A 17,060-nucleotide genomic window follows, 5' to 3' on the forward strand; every position below is an offset into this window, starting at 1 on the left:
TATGCCAACGCTACAAGCACTGCGAAACTCACACGCCAACAGATCATCTGATCACAACGCCAGATTATCGGCTTGATTTCGCCGTTAACCTTAAAGGACGCTTAACCAGTTTCGTTCACATTCTCCTCGACTGCGTTCGAGGAGTGATTTCGTGGCTCGTTTGCTTCCGGTCCTGTCCGTTGCTGCCGTGATGGCCGGTGTTCTGGCTGCACCCGCGCTGGCGGCGGACCTTCTGCTGCCTCCGGCTCCGGCTCTCGAGGACGAGGTCGTCGAACTCGGGACTGGCTGGTATCTGCGCGGCGACGTCGGTTACATCGACTACGACACGCCGCGGGATCGGGGAACTAGTGCGCGCGGCATCCCACCTCTCGACGGCGAGCGACTTAAGCAGATCTTCTCGCTCGGTGGTGGCGTCGGCTACCAGCTATCGCCCTGGCTCCGCACGGATCTCACGATCGATCATCGCTTCGGCGCCGAATATACCGGGACAAGGCCATTTCCGACCTATGATGTCGGTGTCATCACCGACAAGACCGATCTCGAATCCACCTCGTTCCTGCTGAACGCCTACTTCGATCTCGGCTATTGGGCTGGTGTCACTCCCTATGTCGGAGCAGGCGCCGGATTCAGCATCAACCGCTTCACGAATTTCACCCGGATCACGACCGTGAACGCGCCGCCGTTCTTCGATGCGACGATTCTCGGGCCACATACGACCTATAATTTCGCGTGGGCTTTGATGGCCGGCGCCGCGGTTGACGTCGGCAGCGGCTTCAAGCTCGATGTGGGTTACCGCTATGTCAATCTCGGCGATGCTCGCAGCCGCTTCGATGCAGACCCGAGCATTCGCACCGAAGCCATCCAGGCTCACGAAATTCGTGTCGGTGCGCGCTATATGATCGATTGAGGCATATCCCTGTCATTGCGAGCCGCTGGCGAAGTACTTCGTCCGTTGACGGGTAGATTGCTTCACTTCGTTCGCAATGACGAAGTGGGTCTGAGGGCGGGCGGTGCAGGGCCGGAACCGGAGCAGCGCCGGACCCACTGCCGTCATGGCGAGCCGAAGGCGTGATGCTCTGCCCTTTACACCGCACTGCCGTCCTGCGAGCCGCCGCAGTCATCCAGCCCGTCACGGATCCACACCCGTCATTGCGAGCCGGAGGCGAAGCAATCTACCCGTCGACGGATGCGCTCCTGGACGGCTTCGCTCCGCTCTCATTGACGAAGCGGATGCGGAGTGGGCTGCGTACTGCCGACGACCCGTAATGACGGCGTGAATCGGCGGGGTTATTCGGCAGGCGTCGGCGGTGGTACTTTCTCGCCGTGTGGCCGCTGGCCTGTCTGTGCGCGAAGTCCTTCGATCATCTCCGAAACGTAACTCGCGGGCTTCGTGAAACCGCCGATCAGCAGATAGATCGCCGGCACGACGAGAACCGTCAGAAGAGTCGAAAGCGCGACGCCGCCGACGATGACGGAACCGATGGCGTTTCTGGCTTCGGCGCCGGCTCCCGATGACCATGCGAGCGGAATCGCACCGCCGATCATCGCGATCGAGGTCATCAGGATCGGACGCAGCCGCAGCACGGAGGATTGGATCACGGCATCCCGGACGGTGTAGCCGCGGTTTCGCAGCTGATTGGCGAATTCGACGATCAGGATGCCGTTCTTCGTCATAAGCCCGATCAGAAGGATCATCCCGATCTGACTGTAGATGTTCAGGGATTGTCCGGTCAGCAGGAGCGCGAGCAGGCCGCCCGTCACCGCCAAAGGCACCGTCAGCATGATGATGAATGGGTTGATCCAGCTCTCGAACTGCGCAGCGAGCACCAGGAACACGACGAGCAGCGCCATCGCGAAGGTGACGTAGATCGCGTTGGAGGATTCCCGGAATTCCTTCGATTGGCCCTTGTAGCCGATCCGCACTTCGGCCGGCAGTTCCTGACGGACGATCCGTTCGAGCGCAGACAGACCGTCGCCGATCGAAACGCCCGGTGCGAGCGAGGCCTGGATCGTGATGGAGCGGAGCCGGTCGACCCGGTTGAGCGTCTGAGGGGCCGCGGATTCCGTGAGCGATACGAAAGACGAAAGCGGAACGAGATCTCTGTTCACAGCGCGTATGAAGGTGTTCTTGAGATCATTCGGCGTCGCGCGATCCTGCGCTCTGGCGCGCATGATGACCGGGTACTCATTGCCGCGATTGACGAAGGTGGAGATCTCGCGCTCTCCGAACATCAACTCGAGCGTGCGTCCGATGTCCTCGACGGTGACACCGAGATCTGCGGCACGTTGCCGGTCGATCCTAACCCGCACGTCGGGCTGCGACTCGCGGTAATCGGAGTCCGGATTGACGAAGAGGCCGCTCGCCTGCGCCCTTTCCATGACGATGTCGCGCCATTCGCGCAGAGTGTCGTAATCGGGGCCGCCGATCACGAACTGGACCGGCTGGTTGAATCCGCGCTGTCCGAGCGAGCCGGGATTGATCGGGAAGGCGCGAGCGCCCGGGAAGCCGGAGACACGCCCGACGATCTGCCGCGTGAGATCCTGCTGCTTCACGTTGCGCTCGTCCCAGGCAACAAGACGCACGATCACGAGCCCGGCATTGACCGGCGAGGGGCGGGCGAAGCCGGGCGCGACCTGGCTCAGCATGGAGGAGACGACGCCTTGCTCCTGCAGGGGCATCAGCGCGCGCTCGACTTCGCGAACCCGGTCGCGCGTATAGTCGAGGCTTGCCCCTTCGGGAGCCTGGATCGGAACGATGATGATGCCGCGATCCTCGGTCGGCGCGAATTCCTTCGGCAGTGCCTGGAACAGATTGACGGCCGCCAAGGAGACGACACCGCCAATGGCGAGGATTACGATGGGAGCACGCAAAGCCCGCGACAGGAGCCAGCGATAGCCCTGGTTCATGCCGGTGAAGAACGGCTCGGTCAGGCGCTGGATGCGCCCGTGCGCCGGCACCATGAGCTTCGAGCAAAGCATCGGCGTAAGCGTGCGTGCCACAACGCCCGAGAAGAAGATCGCAGCAGCCAGCGTGATCGCGAATTCGCGAAACAGCCTGCCGGTATTGCCGGTCATGAAGGCCAACGGCACGAACACTGCCATCAGCGTTGCGGTCGTTGCGATCACCGCGAAGCCGATCTCGCGGGCCCCGTCGAACGAGGCGAGAAGCGGAGGCTGTCCCTCCTCGATCCGGCGATGCACGTTCTCGATCTCGACGATGGCATCGTCGACGACGATGCCGATCGCGAGCACCACTGCGAGCAGCGTGAGGACGTTGATCGATGCATCGAAGTAGGCCACCACCATGAAGGCCGAGATTACCGAGACCGGGATGGCCACGAGCGCGACGATTGTCGAGCGCCAGTCGCGCAGGAAGATCAGGATCACAAGAATGACGAGCGTGAGGCCCTCGGCCAGCGTCCTCAGCACGCCATTGATGGAGGCACGGATGAACCGGCTTTCGTCGTAGAGAATTTCGGCGACCGTCTCCGGCGGGAGCGAGTCCTTTAGCTGCTCGAGCTCGGCCGCCACCGCATCGGCCACCGAAAGCGTGTTGGCCGTCGATTGGCGGACGATGCCGAGGCCGATCGCGGTGCGGCCGGACTGATAGAACTCGAACCGCGAGTCTTCGGCGCCGACCTCGACCTGTGCAACCTCGCGAAGACGCACGAGGTATCCGTTGCGGTTGCTGACGATGACCTGCTCGAATTCTTCCGGCGTCGCGAGGCGCGAGTCGGTCTTGACCGTCAATTCGCGCTGGCTGGATTCGATGCGTCCGCCCGGCAGTTCGACGTTCTGCCGCTTGATCGCATCCTCGAGATCTTGGACCGTCAGCCCGCGCGACGCGAGGGCAGGGCGGTCTACCCAGATCCGCATGGCGTAGCGCCGCTCGCCGCCGATATAGACGTTCGCGACGCCGGGCAGCGTGGAGAGCCGATCGACATAGACCCGGCGCAGGAAGTCGGTGAGCTCGAGCGAATCCAATGTGCCCGACGTGACGCCGATCCACATGATCGCCTGCGCATTCGCATCGACCTTGCGCACCACCGGCTGATCGGCACCGTCCGGCAGCCGGCCGACGATGCGCGAGACTGCGTCTCGGACATCGGAGGTGGCTGCGTCCGGATCACGATCAACGTTGAACTCGATCGAGACGGACGAGCGGTCGTTCTGGCTCTGCGACGTGATCTGACGAATGCCCTCGATTCCCGCGACCGAGCCCTCGATCAGCTCCGTGATGCGCTTCTCGATGACCTCGTTGGCGGCGCCGCGATAGGTGGTCGAGACGGAGACGACCGGCGTGTCGATCTCGGGATATTCCCGGACCGGGAGGTTGATCAGGGAGGCGAAGCCTCCGACCATGAGGAGCAGGCTCACGACCACCGCAAAGACCGGGCGGCGAATGAAGAGATCGGAGACCTGCATGGCTGTCGGGACTCGCTCCTCGGTCGGGTCGTCGCTCTCCGCGGAGTTCAGGGACGCTCCGCGGCATGCGCGGCGGTCACCGGGCTCTGCAGCACCACGGCGCCGCGCGGCGCCGGCGGCGCGGCATCCGGTTCTCGCCGCGCTGCAGGCGGCGGCTCCGGGCTCTCGAGCGGGTGCGGCTGCACCGTTGCGCCGGGGCGCACGCGCTGGACACCGAGTACGACGATGGTCTCGCCGGCCGCCAGGCCTTCGAGCACCTCGACCTTGCCGCTCTGGCGCTGTCCGATGCGGATCACTCGGCGCTCCGTCTTGTTGTCCTTCACGGGGTAGACGATGTGTCGAAGACCTTCGCTGACCACGGCTTCTTCCGGGATCAGAATGGCGTTCTCCTTAGTGAGCACATCCAGCGTCACTGCGAGGAACATGCCGGGACGAAGGGATTCGTCGGGGTTCTCGAACTCGGCCGTCAGGCGAACGCTGCGAGTGACGGGGTCGACGCGCGGATCAATGAGGGAGACGCGGCCGCGAAACGCGCGGTCCTGAAACGCCACGGAAGTTGCCGTAACACCCTGACCGGGATTCACTTGGCCGAGGAGATTCTCCGGGACGGAGAAGTCGAGCCGGACGCGGCTGAGGTCGTCGAGGGTCGTGATGCGGGTGCCCGGTGAAACATAGGCTCCGAGCGAGACGCCGCGCGTGCCGACGCGCCCCGCAAAGGGCGCCCTGATGACGAGATCCTCCAGCCGTGCCTCCGCGGCCTTGAGGCGTGCTTCCGCCGCCGCGATCGCACGGTCAAGCGTCCGCACCTGTGCGTTGAGGTCCTCGACCTGGGCTTCGGTTCCGGCACCGGTGCGTCTCAGGGCCTGAGCTCGCTCGAGCCGCGTCGCAATCTCGTCGCGTTGGGCCGTCGCGCGGGCTTTCTCGGCAACCGCCATCTCGATGTCCGCACGGCGTTCCAGGCCGTCGAGACGCAACAGCACGTCGCCGGCGCTGACCTTCTGCCCTTCCTCGAATTCGATGGTCTCAATGACTCCGGCGACCTTGGACGTCACCGTGATCGACTCGAGCGCGCGTAGCGTGCCGACGCTCTCCTTCGTCTCGACGACCCGCCCGGTGCGCACCGTTTCGACTTCGACCACCGGAGCATTGGCAGGCGCGGCGCCGGGGCCCGCTGCGGTTCCGGCGGGTTTGGCGAAATAAGATCCTGCGATCGGCAATGCGGCGAGATATCCGTGCTGATAGGAATACCAGCCGCCATAACCGGCCACGCCGAGCACGACGATCACCGCGAGCTGACTCGATACGCGCATGCCCGGTCCTCGGGACGAATTTGTCCGGGGTTTTTAACACAATAACAGGTCATGAGCCGCCGAAAAGAAAGTCCCTTCGCGTTCCGGCGCTGCCCCCGGCTTATCCATATCGACGCACCGGAGCTGCAACCGCGGGAATTTCATGGGTGAAGAGGGTTGACCCGCCGACCCGGCTCCCGCATACCGGCCGGCGGGACACCCCTCCCCACCGAGGGGCGCCCATCTGGAAGGATGGCACAATATGACGACGAAGCCCGCTGCGCGCCCGCGCGCGCCTTTCTTTTCGTCCGGCCCGTGCGCGAAGCGCCCCGGATGGTCTCTCCAAAATCTTTCAACCGACTCGCTGGGGCGCTCCCATCGCGCCAAGCTCGGCAAGGCACGCCTGAAGCTTGCGATTGACCTCACGCGAGAGGTCCTGCAGGTCCCTGCCGATTACCGCATCGCGATCGTGCCGGCCTCGGATACGGGCGCGGTCGAGATGGTCCTGTGGTCCCTGCTGGGGGCCCGTCCGGTCGATCTCCTGGCCTGGGAAAGCTTCGGCGAAGGCTGGGTGACCGACGTCGTGAAGCAGCTCAAGCTCAAGGACGCGCGCGTCATCAAGGCGGGCTATGGCGAACTGCCCGATCTCGGGACCGTCGATGCCCGCAGGCACGACGTCGTCTTCACCTGGAACGGCACCACCTCCGGCGTGCGCGTTCCGAATGCCGACTGGATCCCGGCCGATCGTGAAGGACTGACGATCTGCGACGCTACTTCTGCCGCCTTCGCGCAGAGGCTCGATTTCGTGAAGCTCGATGTCGTCACCTTCTCCTGGCAGAAGGTGCTTGGCGGCGAGGCTGCGCATGGAATGCTGATCCTGTCGCCGCGGGCCGTGGAGCGCCTTGAGACCTACACGCCGCCATGGCCCCTGCCGAAGATCTTCCGCATGACCAAGGGCGGCAAGATCACGGAAGGGCTGTTTCAGGGCGAGACGATCAACACGCCGTCGATGCTCGCCGTCGAGGACTATATCGATGCCCTGCAATGGGCGAAGGATCTCGGCGGCCTCGATGCGCTGATCGCGAAAGCCGACCGCAATGCGAAGGTGATCTTCGACTGGGTGGCACGCACGCCCTGGATCGCGAACCTCGCGAAGGATCCGGCGACCGCCTCGAACACCAGCGTCTGCCTCGTGATCTCCGACCCGGATGTCGTCGCCCGGGGCGCCGATGCCGTCGCGCAGGTCGCCAAAGGGATCACGTCGCTTCTCGACAAGGAAGGGGCCGCCTTCGATATCGGCGCCTATCGGGATGCGCCGCCCGGCCTGCGCATCTGGTGCGGGGCGACCGTCGAGGCTTCGGACCTCGAAGCGCTGACGCCCTGGCTCGACTGGGCCTTCGCGCAGGAAAAGACGAAGCTCGCGCAAGCCGCCTGAGCGCCGCCAACCTCTCATTGCTCTCCCGGCCCGTTGGATACCCGACGGGCCTCACTGGCCGCGCTCGAACCCGCGTGAGCCGAGCGACCATTTCCAGGAACAGAACCCATGACCAAACCGCGCGTGTTGATCTCGGACGCCCTCTCGCCGGCCGCCGTCCAGATCTTCAAGGACAGAGGCATCGACGTCGATTTCCAGCCCGATCTCGGCAAGGACAAGGAAAAGCTTGCCGCCGTGATCGGGGATTATGACGGTCTCGCGATTCGCTCGGCGACCAAGGTAACGGCCAAGATCCTCGAACAGGCGAGCCGCCTGAAGGTGATCGGCCGCGCCGGCATCGGCGTCGACAATGTCGACATCCCGGCTGCGACCGCTCGCGGCGTGATCGTGATGAACACGCCGTTCGGCAACTCGATCACCACCGCCGAGCACGCGATCGCGATGATGTTCGCGCTCGCGCGCCAGATCCCGCAGGCGGACGTTTCCACGCAGGCCGGCAAGTGGGAAAAGAACCGCTTCATGGGGGTCGAGCTGACCGGCAAGGTCCTCGGCGTGATTGGTTGCGGCAATATCGGCTCGATCGTCGCCAATCGCGCAATCGGCCTGCACATGCGGGTGATCGCCTACGATCCGTTCCTCTCGCCGGAGCGCGCCCTCGAGATCGGCGTGGAGAAGGTCGAACTCGACGATCTCCTGCGCCGTGCCGACATCATCACGCTCCACGTGCCGATGACCGAGCGGACCCGCAACATCCTCTCCGCCGAGGCGATCGCGAAGACGAAGAAAGGCGTGCGCATCATCAACTGCGCCCGCGGCGGTCTCGTCGACGAGGCAGCCTTGCGCGCCGCGCTCGACAGCGGCCACGTGGCCGGCGCCGCCTTCGACGTGTTTTCCGAGGAGCCCGCGAAGGAGAACCCGCTCTTCGGCCATCCGAATGTCGTCTGCACGCCGCATCTCGGTGCCGCGACGAGTGAGGCCCAGGAGAATGTCGCGCTGCAGATTGCGGAGCAGATGTCCGATTACCTCCTGCAGGGCGCGATCCAGAATGCGGTGAACTTCCCGTCGATCACGGCCGAGGAGGCGCCGCGTCTGAAGCCATTCGTGGCGCTCGCGGAGAAGCTTGGCTCGTTCCTCGGGCAGCTCACGGAAGCGCCGATCAAGGGCATTCGCATCGAATACGAAGGCGCCGTTGCCGAGATGAACACGCGCGCGCTCACTTCGGCCGCGGTCACCGGCGTCCTCAGGCCGTTCCTGCAGGACATCAACATGGTCTCGGCGCCGGTCGTCGCGCGTGAGCGCGGGATCACGGTGGAAGAGGTCAAGCGGGAGACCCACGCCCGCGACTACGAAAGCTTCGTGCGGATCACCGTCGATGCCGAAGACATGGACCGCCATGCGGGCGGCACCGTCTTCCAGGACGGCAAGCCACGCGTCGTCGAGATTCGCGACATCGCCGTCGATGCCGAGTTCGCGCCGAACATGATCTATGTGCGCAATGCCGATCAGCCGGGCTTCATCGGGCGCTTCGGGACGCTGCTCGGTGAGGCGGGCGTCAACGTCGCAACCTTTGCGCTCGGTCGTGACGAGCCCGGCGGCAATGCGATCTGCTTCGTCTCCGTGGATCAGCCCGTCTCCAAGGAACTGCTGCAAGCGATCGAGGCGATTCCGCAGGTGAAGCGCGCCCGGGCCGTGCGGTTCTGACGATCGCACCGGGTGGTGCGCGCTGCGCACCACCGCGCTCCGACGATCCGGCCGCAACCCTGCTCGCGGCTCATGGTTCGTTGGCGTTTCCCGTGAGGTCTGATACCTCGACGACGTGAGGCGGTGGGCCGGCTCGGCCCCGCCGAGGCCTGTGCAGGGTGGCTGATGGATCTGCGTTTCCTGGTCGTCGAGGGCAACACGCGGGAGAGCCGCGAGGCGCACCGGAGCGCCTTCGGCGTAACGCCGAGCGCCTCCTATGCCGCCGTGCTGACGGCCCTCGCGCCGGGCGCGATCTGCGATATCGTCTATCCGGCCGATGCCGGCGCCGCGCTCCCCGATGGCGCCGGGCTCGCATCCTACGATGCCGTGGTGCTCACGGGATCGGCGCTCAATCTCTATGATGCGACGCCCTCCGTCCTGCATCAGATCGAATTGATGCGCGCAGTCTATGCATCCGGGACGCCGTGCTTCGGTTCATGCTGGGGCATCCAGATCGCCGCAGCCGCGGCCGGCGGGACGGTGGCGCGGAATCCCAAAGGGATCGAGATCGGCTTCGCACGGCGCCTCGTTGCCACGGATGCTGGGCGCGACCACCCGATGCTCGCCGGCAGGCCGCCCAGCTACGATGCTCCGGCCATTCACTGGGACGCCGTCGTCACGCCACCAGAGGATTGCACAGTGCTGGCGAGAAACGCGATGTCCGCGATCCAGGCAGCTGAAATCCGCCACCGGGGCGGCGTTTTCTGGGGCGTTCAATACCACCCGGAATTCAGCCTGCTCGAACTCGCGATCATCCTCGAGCGGCGGCTCGAAGTGCTCGTCGGCGAAGGTTTCTGTGACACGCTCGAAGATGCTGCCGCGTTCGTCGCCGATCTCGTAGCCCTGCACACGGAGCCGGAGCGGCGCGACCTTGCCTGGCGATACGGACTCGACGAGGAAGTCCTCGATCCGGTGCGGCGGACCCGCGAGATCGCCAATTTCATCGAATCCTATGTCAGGCCGGAGCGCAGCCGGAGGGCCCGTGCCTGAAGGCGCGCGGCGCTTGACCTCGCCGGGCGCTTCGCCCAAGAGACGCTGCAAGGTGGATCACCCCGACCCCGGCCTTGCGCCGGGGTTTTTCACATGAGGTCGAGCGATGGCGAACGTGGTCGTCGTAGGCGCCCAGTGGGGCGACGAAGGCAAGGGCAAGATCGTCGACTGGCTGTCCGAGCAAGCCGATGTCGTGGTGCGCTTCCAGGGCGGCCACAATGCAGGCCACACGCTCGTGATCGGCGATACCGTCTACAAGCTCTCCCTGCTGCCCTCGGGAGTCGTCCGGCTCGGCAAGCTCTCGGTGATCGGCAACGGCGTAGTGCTCGATCCGCACGCGCTCGCGGCAGAGCTCGAGCGCTTGAGAGAGCAGGGCGTCGGCATTACGCGCGACAATCTCCGGATTGCCGAGAACGTGACGCTCATCCTCTCACTGCATCGTGAACTCGACGCCTTGCGCGAAAGCGGCAGTGCCGGGACGAAGATCGGCACGACGCGGCGCGGCATCGGCCCGGCCTACGAGGACAAGGCTGGGCGGCGTGCGATCCGGCTGATGGACCTTGCCGATCTCGCGAGCCTGCCCGACAAGATCGAGCGGCTTCTCGTGCACCACAATGCGTTGCGGCGCGGCTTCGGGCTCGAGGAGATCGCCCCGGCGACGATCTACGAGGAACTCGCCTCGGTCGCGCCGAAGGTGCTCCCGTTCATGGATGCCGTATGGCGGCTCCTTGACGACGAGCGCCGCGTCGGCAAGCGCATCCTGTTCGAAGGAGCCCAGGGCGCCCTGCTCGACGTCGATCACGGCACCTATCCCTTCGTGACTTCCTCGAACACGGTCGCGGGACAGGCCGCAACGGGCTCGGGCCTCGGGCCGAGCGCCGTGGGCTATGTGCTCGGCATCGCGAAGGCCTACACGACCCGCGTGGGGGAGGGGCCGTTCCCGACGGAACTCCATGACGAGATCGGCGAGCTGATCGGGCAGCGCGGCAAGGAGTTCGGGGTCGTGACGGGACGCAAGCGCCGTTGCGGCTGGTTCGACGCGACGCTCGTGCGACAGACCGTGCGTACCTCGGGAATCGACGGGATCGCACTAACCAAGCTCGATATCCTCGACGGCTTCGAGACGATCCGAATCGGCGTCGGCTACCGGCTCGACGGCGACACCATCGATTACTTCCCGGCAAGCCAGGGCGCGCAGGCGCGCGTCGAGCCGATCTACGAGGAATTCGAGGGCTGGAGCGGAACGACGGCCGGCGCACGGTCCTGGGCGGACCTCCCGGCTCAGGCCATCAAATACGTGCGCCGGATCGAGGAGCTGATCGGCGCTCCGGTTGCGGTCCTCTCCACTTCGCCGCAGCGGGACGATACGATCCTCGTGCGTAATCCCTTCGAGGGTTGACGGGCCTGAAGAGGTCGGCCAACTCAGGGCGGCCCGGAGTATTCAGTATCGCCTATGGCAGATTACTATCCGCTTATTGCCCGCGCGGTGCATGGCCTTTCGGATCAGTCCCGGGAGGCTCGCCAGCATGTCTATAGCCGTGCGCGCGAGGCATTGACGGACCAGCTGCGCAACCTCGACCCGCCCCTCGACGAAGAGGACATCATCCGGCAGCAGGATGCGTTGGAGGATTCGATCGCGCGGCTCGAAGCCGAATTCGCGCCCGTTTCCGAACCTGCGCCAACCTCGGACGCAGTCGAGAGCGAAGACGCCGCGCTTGCGGAGCCGGAACCGGAGCCCGCTCCGGTTTCCGACGAGTCCGATGGCGACGAGGTGCCGCCTGCCGAGGACATCGACGAGCCCATCGAGGATGGAAGGGACGCCGAGGAGCCTCTCGTTCCGGAGGCGACATCGGTTGCGGCCCCCGATGAATTCGGGCCCGAGCCTCAATCCCCTCCCGAGCCTCAACCGCCGGCGGCTTTCGGCGGGTTCGGCCACGAGCCTGCGCGTGTTCCCGGCACGACGCCGGAGCCGGTCTCCGGCGAGTTCGATCCGCCGGTGATGCCTCCGGCGACGAAGCCTTCCTATTCCGGCTTCCGCCATGACGAACGCGCCGAAGAGGTGGACGAGCCCGAGAGGGAGCGCGTGCCGGCTCCGATCGGACCGGCGCGGCCCCGGATCGACAGCCGGGCGCCGGTCGTGCAGGCACCCGGGAGGGCCCGCACGATCGTGTTCGGATCGATCGTGGCGCTCGTCGTCGGGGCTATCGCAGTTCTGGCCTATATCCTGCGGGATCAGCCTTCGCCTGCCCCGGAGATCCCGCCTCCGGCCGCCGAGGCGCCCGCGCCCCCGACCGACGAAGCCGGCAAGTTCGGAGAGCGGATCGGAGGACCGGCGGCCGCCCCCACTCCCGCACCCGCGCCTGCGCCCGCTCAGCCGGCCCAACAGCCCGCTGCACGGCCGGAGGTCGCCGTGGCGCAGCGGGCGATCCTTTACGAGGAGAACCCGTCGAACCCGCAGGAGCCCGTCGCCCATGCGGGCCGCGTGACCTGGCGGCTCGATGCGGTGAGCTCGGGCCAGGGCCAGCCGCTCGAGAACGCCGTGCGGGCGACCGTGGAGATCCCGGAATCCGAGTTGACGCTCAACTTCCTGTTGCGGCGCAATCTCGACCCGACGCTGCCGGCGTCCCATACGCTCGAGCTCAGCTTCGTGACGAAAGCGGGCGACCCTGGGCGGGTCGTCCGCGACGCGAATGTGCTGCAGTTCAAGAACGAGCAGAACTCTCGCGGCACGCCGATGGCCGGGCTCGCGATCCCGGTTCGCGAGAACATGTTCCTGATCGGCCTCTCGAGCCTTCAGGGGGACATCGAGCGGAACACCGAGTTCCTCCTGCAGCGCAACTGGATGGACCTCCCGATCCGGCTGGCCTCGGGCAAGCGGGCCATCCTGAGCTTCGAAAAGGGGCGCTCGGGCGAGCAGGTGATGTCCGAGGCCTTCCAGCAGTGGCAGTAATATAAACCTACGGGAGGCGGCGCTCCGCCTCCCGGCCTTTGCCTCTCGCGAGGGCGGCTGCCCCGAAGGCCTAACCGGCTGGAGCCGTCTCGATCTGCTCCAGGTTCTTCTTCACCGCCTCCTGGATCTTCTCGAAGGCCCGCACCTCAATCTGGCGGACACGTTCGCGGGACACGCCGAATTCCGTCGAGAGATCCTCAAGGGTGATCGGATCGTCCGAGAGGCGGCGCGCCTCGAAGATGCGTCGCTCGCGCGGGTTCAGGACGGAGAGCGCGTTGCGCAGAGCGGCGAGCCGATTCTGGCCCTCCTCCTGCTCCGCGAGGACTTCCTCCTGGCTGGCGCTGTTGTCGACGAGCCAGTCCTGCCACTCGCCTTCGCCTTCCTCGCGTAGCGGCGCGTTAAGCGAGGCGTCGCCGCCAAGGCGGCGGTTCATCTCGACGACATCCTGCTCGGTGACGCCGAGCTTCGTCGCGATCTGCTTCACCTGGTCGGGGCGCAGGTCGCCTTCCTCCAGCGCGGAGATGCGGCCCTTCGCCTTGCGCAGGTTGAAGAAGAGCTTCTTCTGGTTCGCCGTGGTTCCCATCTTCACGAGTGACCACGACCGCAGGATGTATTCTTGTATCGCCGCCCTGATCCACCACATGGCATAGGTCGCAAGGCGGAAGCCCTTGTCGGGCTCGAAGCGCTTGACGGCCTGCATCAGGCCGACATTGCCTTCGGAGACGACTTCGCCGATCGGCAGCCCGTAGCCGCGATAGCCCATGGCGATCTTGGCGACGAGGCGAAGGTGCGACGTGACGAGTTTGTGGGCGGCCTCTCGGTCGCCATGCTCGCGCCATCGCTTCGCGAGCATGTACTCCTCATGCGGCTCGAGCATGGGGAAACGACGGATTTCGTCGAGATAACGGGATAAGCCCCCTTCATTGGCGAGCACGGGCAGCGCTGTGGCCATTCTTCTCCTCCTAAGGCTCCCTCACTGAGGCTAGCCTGAACGGCTCCCAAAACGGCAAGCCGAAAACCTGCATTATACGTGCAGTCGGCTTTACCGGATAGGGCATTGGATCTTGGATCTATGCTAACGCCCGGGAGTCCCCACGGTGCCCCTTACGCCCCGCGTGCGTCGGATTGACGCCAACTTGGCGTTTACCGGGCCTCGTCGCGCAAGGCGGCGAGCAGGGCTGCCATGTCCTGGGGCAGAGGGCTCTCGAAACGCAGCGCTTCGCCCGAGACGGGATGCTCGAACCCGAGCACGGCCGCATGGAGGGCTTGGCGGCCGAGATGCTCCAGAGCCTCGGAAGCGGCCGAGGTCAGCCGCCGTGCCCGCGTCCGGAAGCCCGACCCATAGACTATGTCGCCCAGAAGCGGGTGCTGCATGTGGGCCATGTGCACGCGGATCTGGTGCGTACGCCCCGTCTCGAGCTCGCATTGCAGGAGGCTCGCCAGCGCTTCTCCCTGACCGGGAAGGCGCTCGACCATGCGCCAATGCGTGATGGCCTCGCGGCCGCGGCTGGCCGGGACAACCGCCATCTTCTCGCGGTGAGTGGCGTGCCGCCCGATCGGAGCGGCGACGGTTCCACTGGCGCGGCTCGGCACGCCCCAGACGAGGGCGAGATAGGCGCGCTCGAGGGGGCCCGTCCGGCCGTGGTCCGCGAACTGGGCGGCGAGCCCCTGATGGGCCCGGTCGTTCTTCGCCACCACCAGAAGTCCGCTCGTGTCCTTGTCGAGCCGGTGCACGATGCCGGGGCGCTGGACGCCGCCGACTCCGGAGAGGCTGTCGCCGCAATGGGCGATCAGCGCATTAACGAGCGTTCCGCTCGCATGCCCGGCCGCCGGGTGCACGACGAGGCCGGCCGGCTTATCGATGACGATGAGGTCTACGTCCTCGTAGACGACATCGAGCGGAATCGTCTCCCCGGCCGGCTCCGCCGGCGCAGGAGGCGGGACCAGGAGCGACAGGAGAGCCCCGGGCCGGATTTTCTGGCCGGGATCCCGAACCGCCGCATCGTCCACCTGTACGCGGCCCTCGCGTGCGAGCGCCTGCAGGCGGCTGCGGGAGAGATCCGGAAAGGCTTGGGCGAGCGCACGGTCGAGCCGCTCGGGCCCGCCTTCGTGACGGTGCAGGCGGATCTCGCCCTCGGGCGAGGAGGGATTCTCCACTGCCGCGACAACGGTTGGCGTCATTTTGATGAGTAGGGCTTGAACAGCATGGGTTGGACCGATATACGACCGACCTTCCCCTTGACCAGCTCCCTTCGTCTAGCGGTCCAGGACGTCGCCCTCTCACGGCGAAAACAGGGGTTCGAGTCCCCTAGGGAGCGCCAATGATCTCAATGGCTTAGTGCGGTCGAGCGTCTCGTCTCACAGATCCGTCTCACACAACCGCTCCGTTTGGCGCGGCGGCTTGATCGGCGCCTTCCGGATATTGCCGGCTACCGCTGCGGGCTCGATCTGATCCCAGCGTATCGCTGTCCAGGAGATGATTGTTGGCGCAACAGGCCCAACCGGCTAGGGCGATGCTCATCGCCTGGAACGGATTGGGGAGCCCATAGGCAGAACGCGGTGCCGGTCTTGGCGGAGTTGCCTGGCGACCGACCCGATCCACCCCCCCAGCCTAGCCCGACCAGGTCCCTCAAAACAGTTACCTGATCAGCTCACAAAATTTCGCCGCGACCCATCTTTCTCACACGGCTGTGAGGGCGCTCTTAGATAGAGTTTCGACTGGCTGTGAACCCGTCAATCCAGGCCCTCGGAAGCTCATGGATTTCTGTTCCCGGCCCCAAAGAGGCCATTGCTGCGAACGCAGGATCAGGCGCCTCCGCCCGCCCGCGCGATGGTGTCTGCGATGAGTTGCCGATGGACGCGCCAGGTCTCCATGGTCTGCTCGAAGTTGTGGAGCAGTTTGCGGGCTTCCGTCGTGTCCCGGCCCTTCGCGGTCTCGTCCTCGATCAGGAGGATTAGGTCGGTGATCCGCCGCTCGCCCTCGGCGAGGTGCCGATCGGCCGCGTCGAGGTCCAGGCGCTCCTGCTCGAGGTCGGGCATTAGGACGCCCCTCGGCCATGCAGGCGGGAGCACGGGGTCTCTCAGCCACCGGCGCCTACGGGTCGGATCTGCCAGTGATGGCAGCACTATGCGCCCGTTCGGGGGCACGTCCAAGCACGGCCGGGTTGAGGCCAGCGCGGGAGAGCTTCACGTCGGATCCGGTGATTTCAGGCGCCACCAAGTTTCGACTTACGCCTGCCGGGACATCCGGATCAGGTCACGGAGAGATGCAAGGAGTTCCCGCGTCCGTTGCGCCTGCTGACGGATTTCCTCTCGGAACTGCTCATTCTCGCGGAGGGCCCCGTCGACTCGGGCGATAAAGAGGGGTCTGGAGAGCGACCCTGATCCATGCCCCTCTTTCGCAGAGAACCCGCCGTCGCGCTCTGGCTTTGGTTGGACACGGGCCTCCCACAGCACGCGCGTGGTCCAATCCCTGCTTGGGCATCCGCGAGAGCATCAGCCAAGATCAACATATGTTACAAGATCAACATAAGTTAAAGTGGCAACAAAAGCGCGCCTGCGCCGTAGCGGCTAATAACATTCGTTAATTCATCGCTCATTTCCGGTCATATACTTGCGTCACCTTGGAACCGCGATGCTCGTAATCCCATTGACAGGATGTCGCTTTCGGTTCGGGCAAAAGTGTCGAGCGGTTGGCGACCTGTTCCTGCCCGAACATGGAAATCGACCATGGCTCAAGCCTCTGGACCGGTTCTTTCGTCTGAGTTGCGCAACAGCCTGCTTGCGGCCCTTCCGCGGCTTCGCGCCTTCGCGATCTCGCTGACCGGCAATGTCGATCTTGCCGACGACCTCGTGCAGGAGACGATTGTCCGGGGGCTGAGCAAGATCGACAAATTCGAGCCGGGCACCTGCCTGCAGGCGTGGCTCTTCACGATCCTCCGCAATCAGTTCTACACCTTCAAACGCCGGAGGAGGCGGGAGATCGAGGACCCGGACGGCGTGATGGCCGGCATGCTCTCGACCCTCCCTGGACAGGATGAAAATCTTAACCTGCGAGACCTCGCAGGGGCTCTTGCGCGGCTCCCTCCCGAGCAGCGCGAGGCCATTCTCCTCGCGGGGGCACAGGGATTGCAATACGAGGAGATCGCCCGGATCTGCGGGACCAAGTTGGGCACCGTCAAGAGCCGGATCAACCGCGCCCGCGCCCGCCTTGCTGAACTCCTTCATCTTC

The 17,060-nt window shown here is 65.3% G+C and carries 12 protein-coding genes and 1 tRNA gene; 8 read left to right on the forward strand and 5 right to left on the reverse strand.

The window, feature by feature from the left end; translation table 11 throughout:
* Positions 1–151: 151 nt before the first annotated feature.
* The gene (locus BN1233_RS06435; protein WP_082173671.1) at positions 152–907 is read left to right on the forward strand and encodes an outer membrane protein; all 756 of its coding nucleotides are present in this window, start codon (positions 152–154) and stop codon (positions 905–907) included.
* A 380-nt stretch (positions 908–1,287) separates the two neighbouring features.
* Here BN1233_RS06435 and BN1233_RS06440 read toward each other — a convergent pair whose 3' ends face one another.
* Together BN1233_RS06440 and BN1233_RS06445 are read right to left on the reverse strand one after the other, a co-directional pair.
* Entirely contained in the window at positions 1,288–4,425 is a 3,138-nt protein-coding gene (locus tag BN1233_RS06440) for an efflux RND transporter permease subunit (RefSeq protein WP_046862713.1), read from the reverse strand.
* 47 nt (positions 4,426–4,472) lie between these two features.
* Positions 4,473–5,735: an efflux RND transporter periplasmic adaptor subunit gene (locus tag BN1233_RS06445; RefSeq protein WP_048709448.1), complete on the reverse strand. Its 1,263-nt coding sequence runs from the start codon at positions 5,733–5,735 to the stop codon at positions 4,473–4,475.
* 241 nt (positions 5,736–5,976) lie between these two features.
* Here BN1233_RS06445 and BN1233_RS06450 point away from each other — a divergent pair, with 241 nt between their 5' ends.
* The 5 genes from BN1233_RS06450 to BN1233_RS06470 all read left to right on the forward strand — a co-directional run bounded on the left by BN1233_RS06450 (position 5,977) and on the right by BN1233_RS06470 (position 12,829).
* Complete coding sequence (locus tag BN1233_RS06450; RefSeq protein ID WP_046862714.1) at positions 5,977–7,149, forward strand: phosphoserine transaminase; 1,173 nt, start codon at positions 5,977–5,979, stop codon at positions 7,147–7,149.
* Positions 7,150–7,257: 108 nt separating this feature from the next.
* Positions 7,258–8,850 (forward strand): phosphoglycerate dehydrogenase, encoded by a 1,593-nt coding sequence (gene serA / locus BN1233_RS06455; RefSeq protein WP_046862715.1) that lies wholly within the window; start codon positions 7,258–7,260, stop codon positions 8,848–8,850.
* A 165-nt stretch (positions 8,851–9,015) separates the two neighbouring features.
* Positions 9,016–9,879 carry a type 1 glutamine amidotransferase gene (locus BN1233_RS06460; protein WP_046862716.1) on the forward strand — a complete coding sequence of 288 codons (864 nt, stop codon included), beginning with the start codon at positions 9,016–9,018 and terminating at the stop codon, positions 9,877–9,879.
* Positions 9,880–9,985: 106 nt separating this feature from the next.
* Entirely contained in the window at positions 9,986–11,278 is a 1,293-nt protein-coding gene (locus BN1233_RS06465) for an adenylosuccinate synthase (protein WP_046862717.1), read from the forward strand.
* A gap of 54 nt (positions 11,279–11,332) precedes the next feature.
* Positions 11,333–12,829, forward strand: a complete 1,497-nt coding sequence (locus tag BN1233_RS06470; RefSeq protein ID WP_046862718.1) for a hypothetical protein — start codon at positions 11,333–11,335, stop codon at positions 12,827–12,829.
* A 70-nt stretch (positions 12,830–12,899) separates the two neighbouring features.
* Here the strand turns inward: BN1233_RS06470 and rpoH are convergent, their stop codons facing one another.
* Complete coding sequence (gene rpoH, locus BN1233_RS06475; RefSeq protein WP_046862719.1) at positions 12,900–13,781, reverse strand: RNA polymerase sigma factor RpoH; 882 nt, start codon at positions 13,779–13,781, stop codon at positions 12,900–12,902.
* A gap of 191 nt (positions 13,782–13,972) precedes the next feature.
* On the reverse strand, positions 13,973–15,010 hold the full coding sequence (locus BN1233_RS06480; protein WP_082145221.1) for an RluA family pseudouridine synthase: 1,038 nt from the start codon (positions 15,008–15,010) through the stop codon (positions 13,973–13,975).
* 64 nt (positions 15,011–15,074) lie between these two features.
* Between BN1233_RS06480 and BN1233_RS06485 the strand changes: the two genes are divergently transcribed.
* Positions 15,075–15,150 (forward strand) — tRNA-Glu (locus BN1233_RS06485).
* A 484-nt stretch (positions 15,151–15,634) separates the two neighbouring features.
* On the opposite strand, the gene BN1233_RS06490 is transcribed toward BN1233_RS06485, so the two are convergent.
* Positions 15,635–15,868 carry a hypothetical protein gene (locus BN1233_RS06490; protein WP_046862720.1) on the reverse strand — a complete coding sequence of 78 codons (234 nt, stop codon included), beginning with the start codon at positions 15,866–15,868 and terminating at the stop codon, positions 15,635–15,637.
* Positions 15,869–16,558: 690 nt separating this feature from the next.
* Between BN1233_RS06490 and BN1233_RS06500 the strand changes: the two genes are divergently transcribed.
* The coding region (locus tag BN1233_RS06500) for a sigma-70 family RNA polymerase sigma factor (protein ID WP_048709450.1) at positions 16,559–17,060 on the forward strand (502 nt) is incomplete at its 3' end.

The organism is Microvirga massiliensis, assembly GCF_001006805.1.
Lineage (GTDB): Bacteria > Pseudomonadota > Alphaproteobacteria > Rhizobiales > Beijerinckiaceae > Microvirga > Microvirga massiliensis.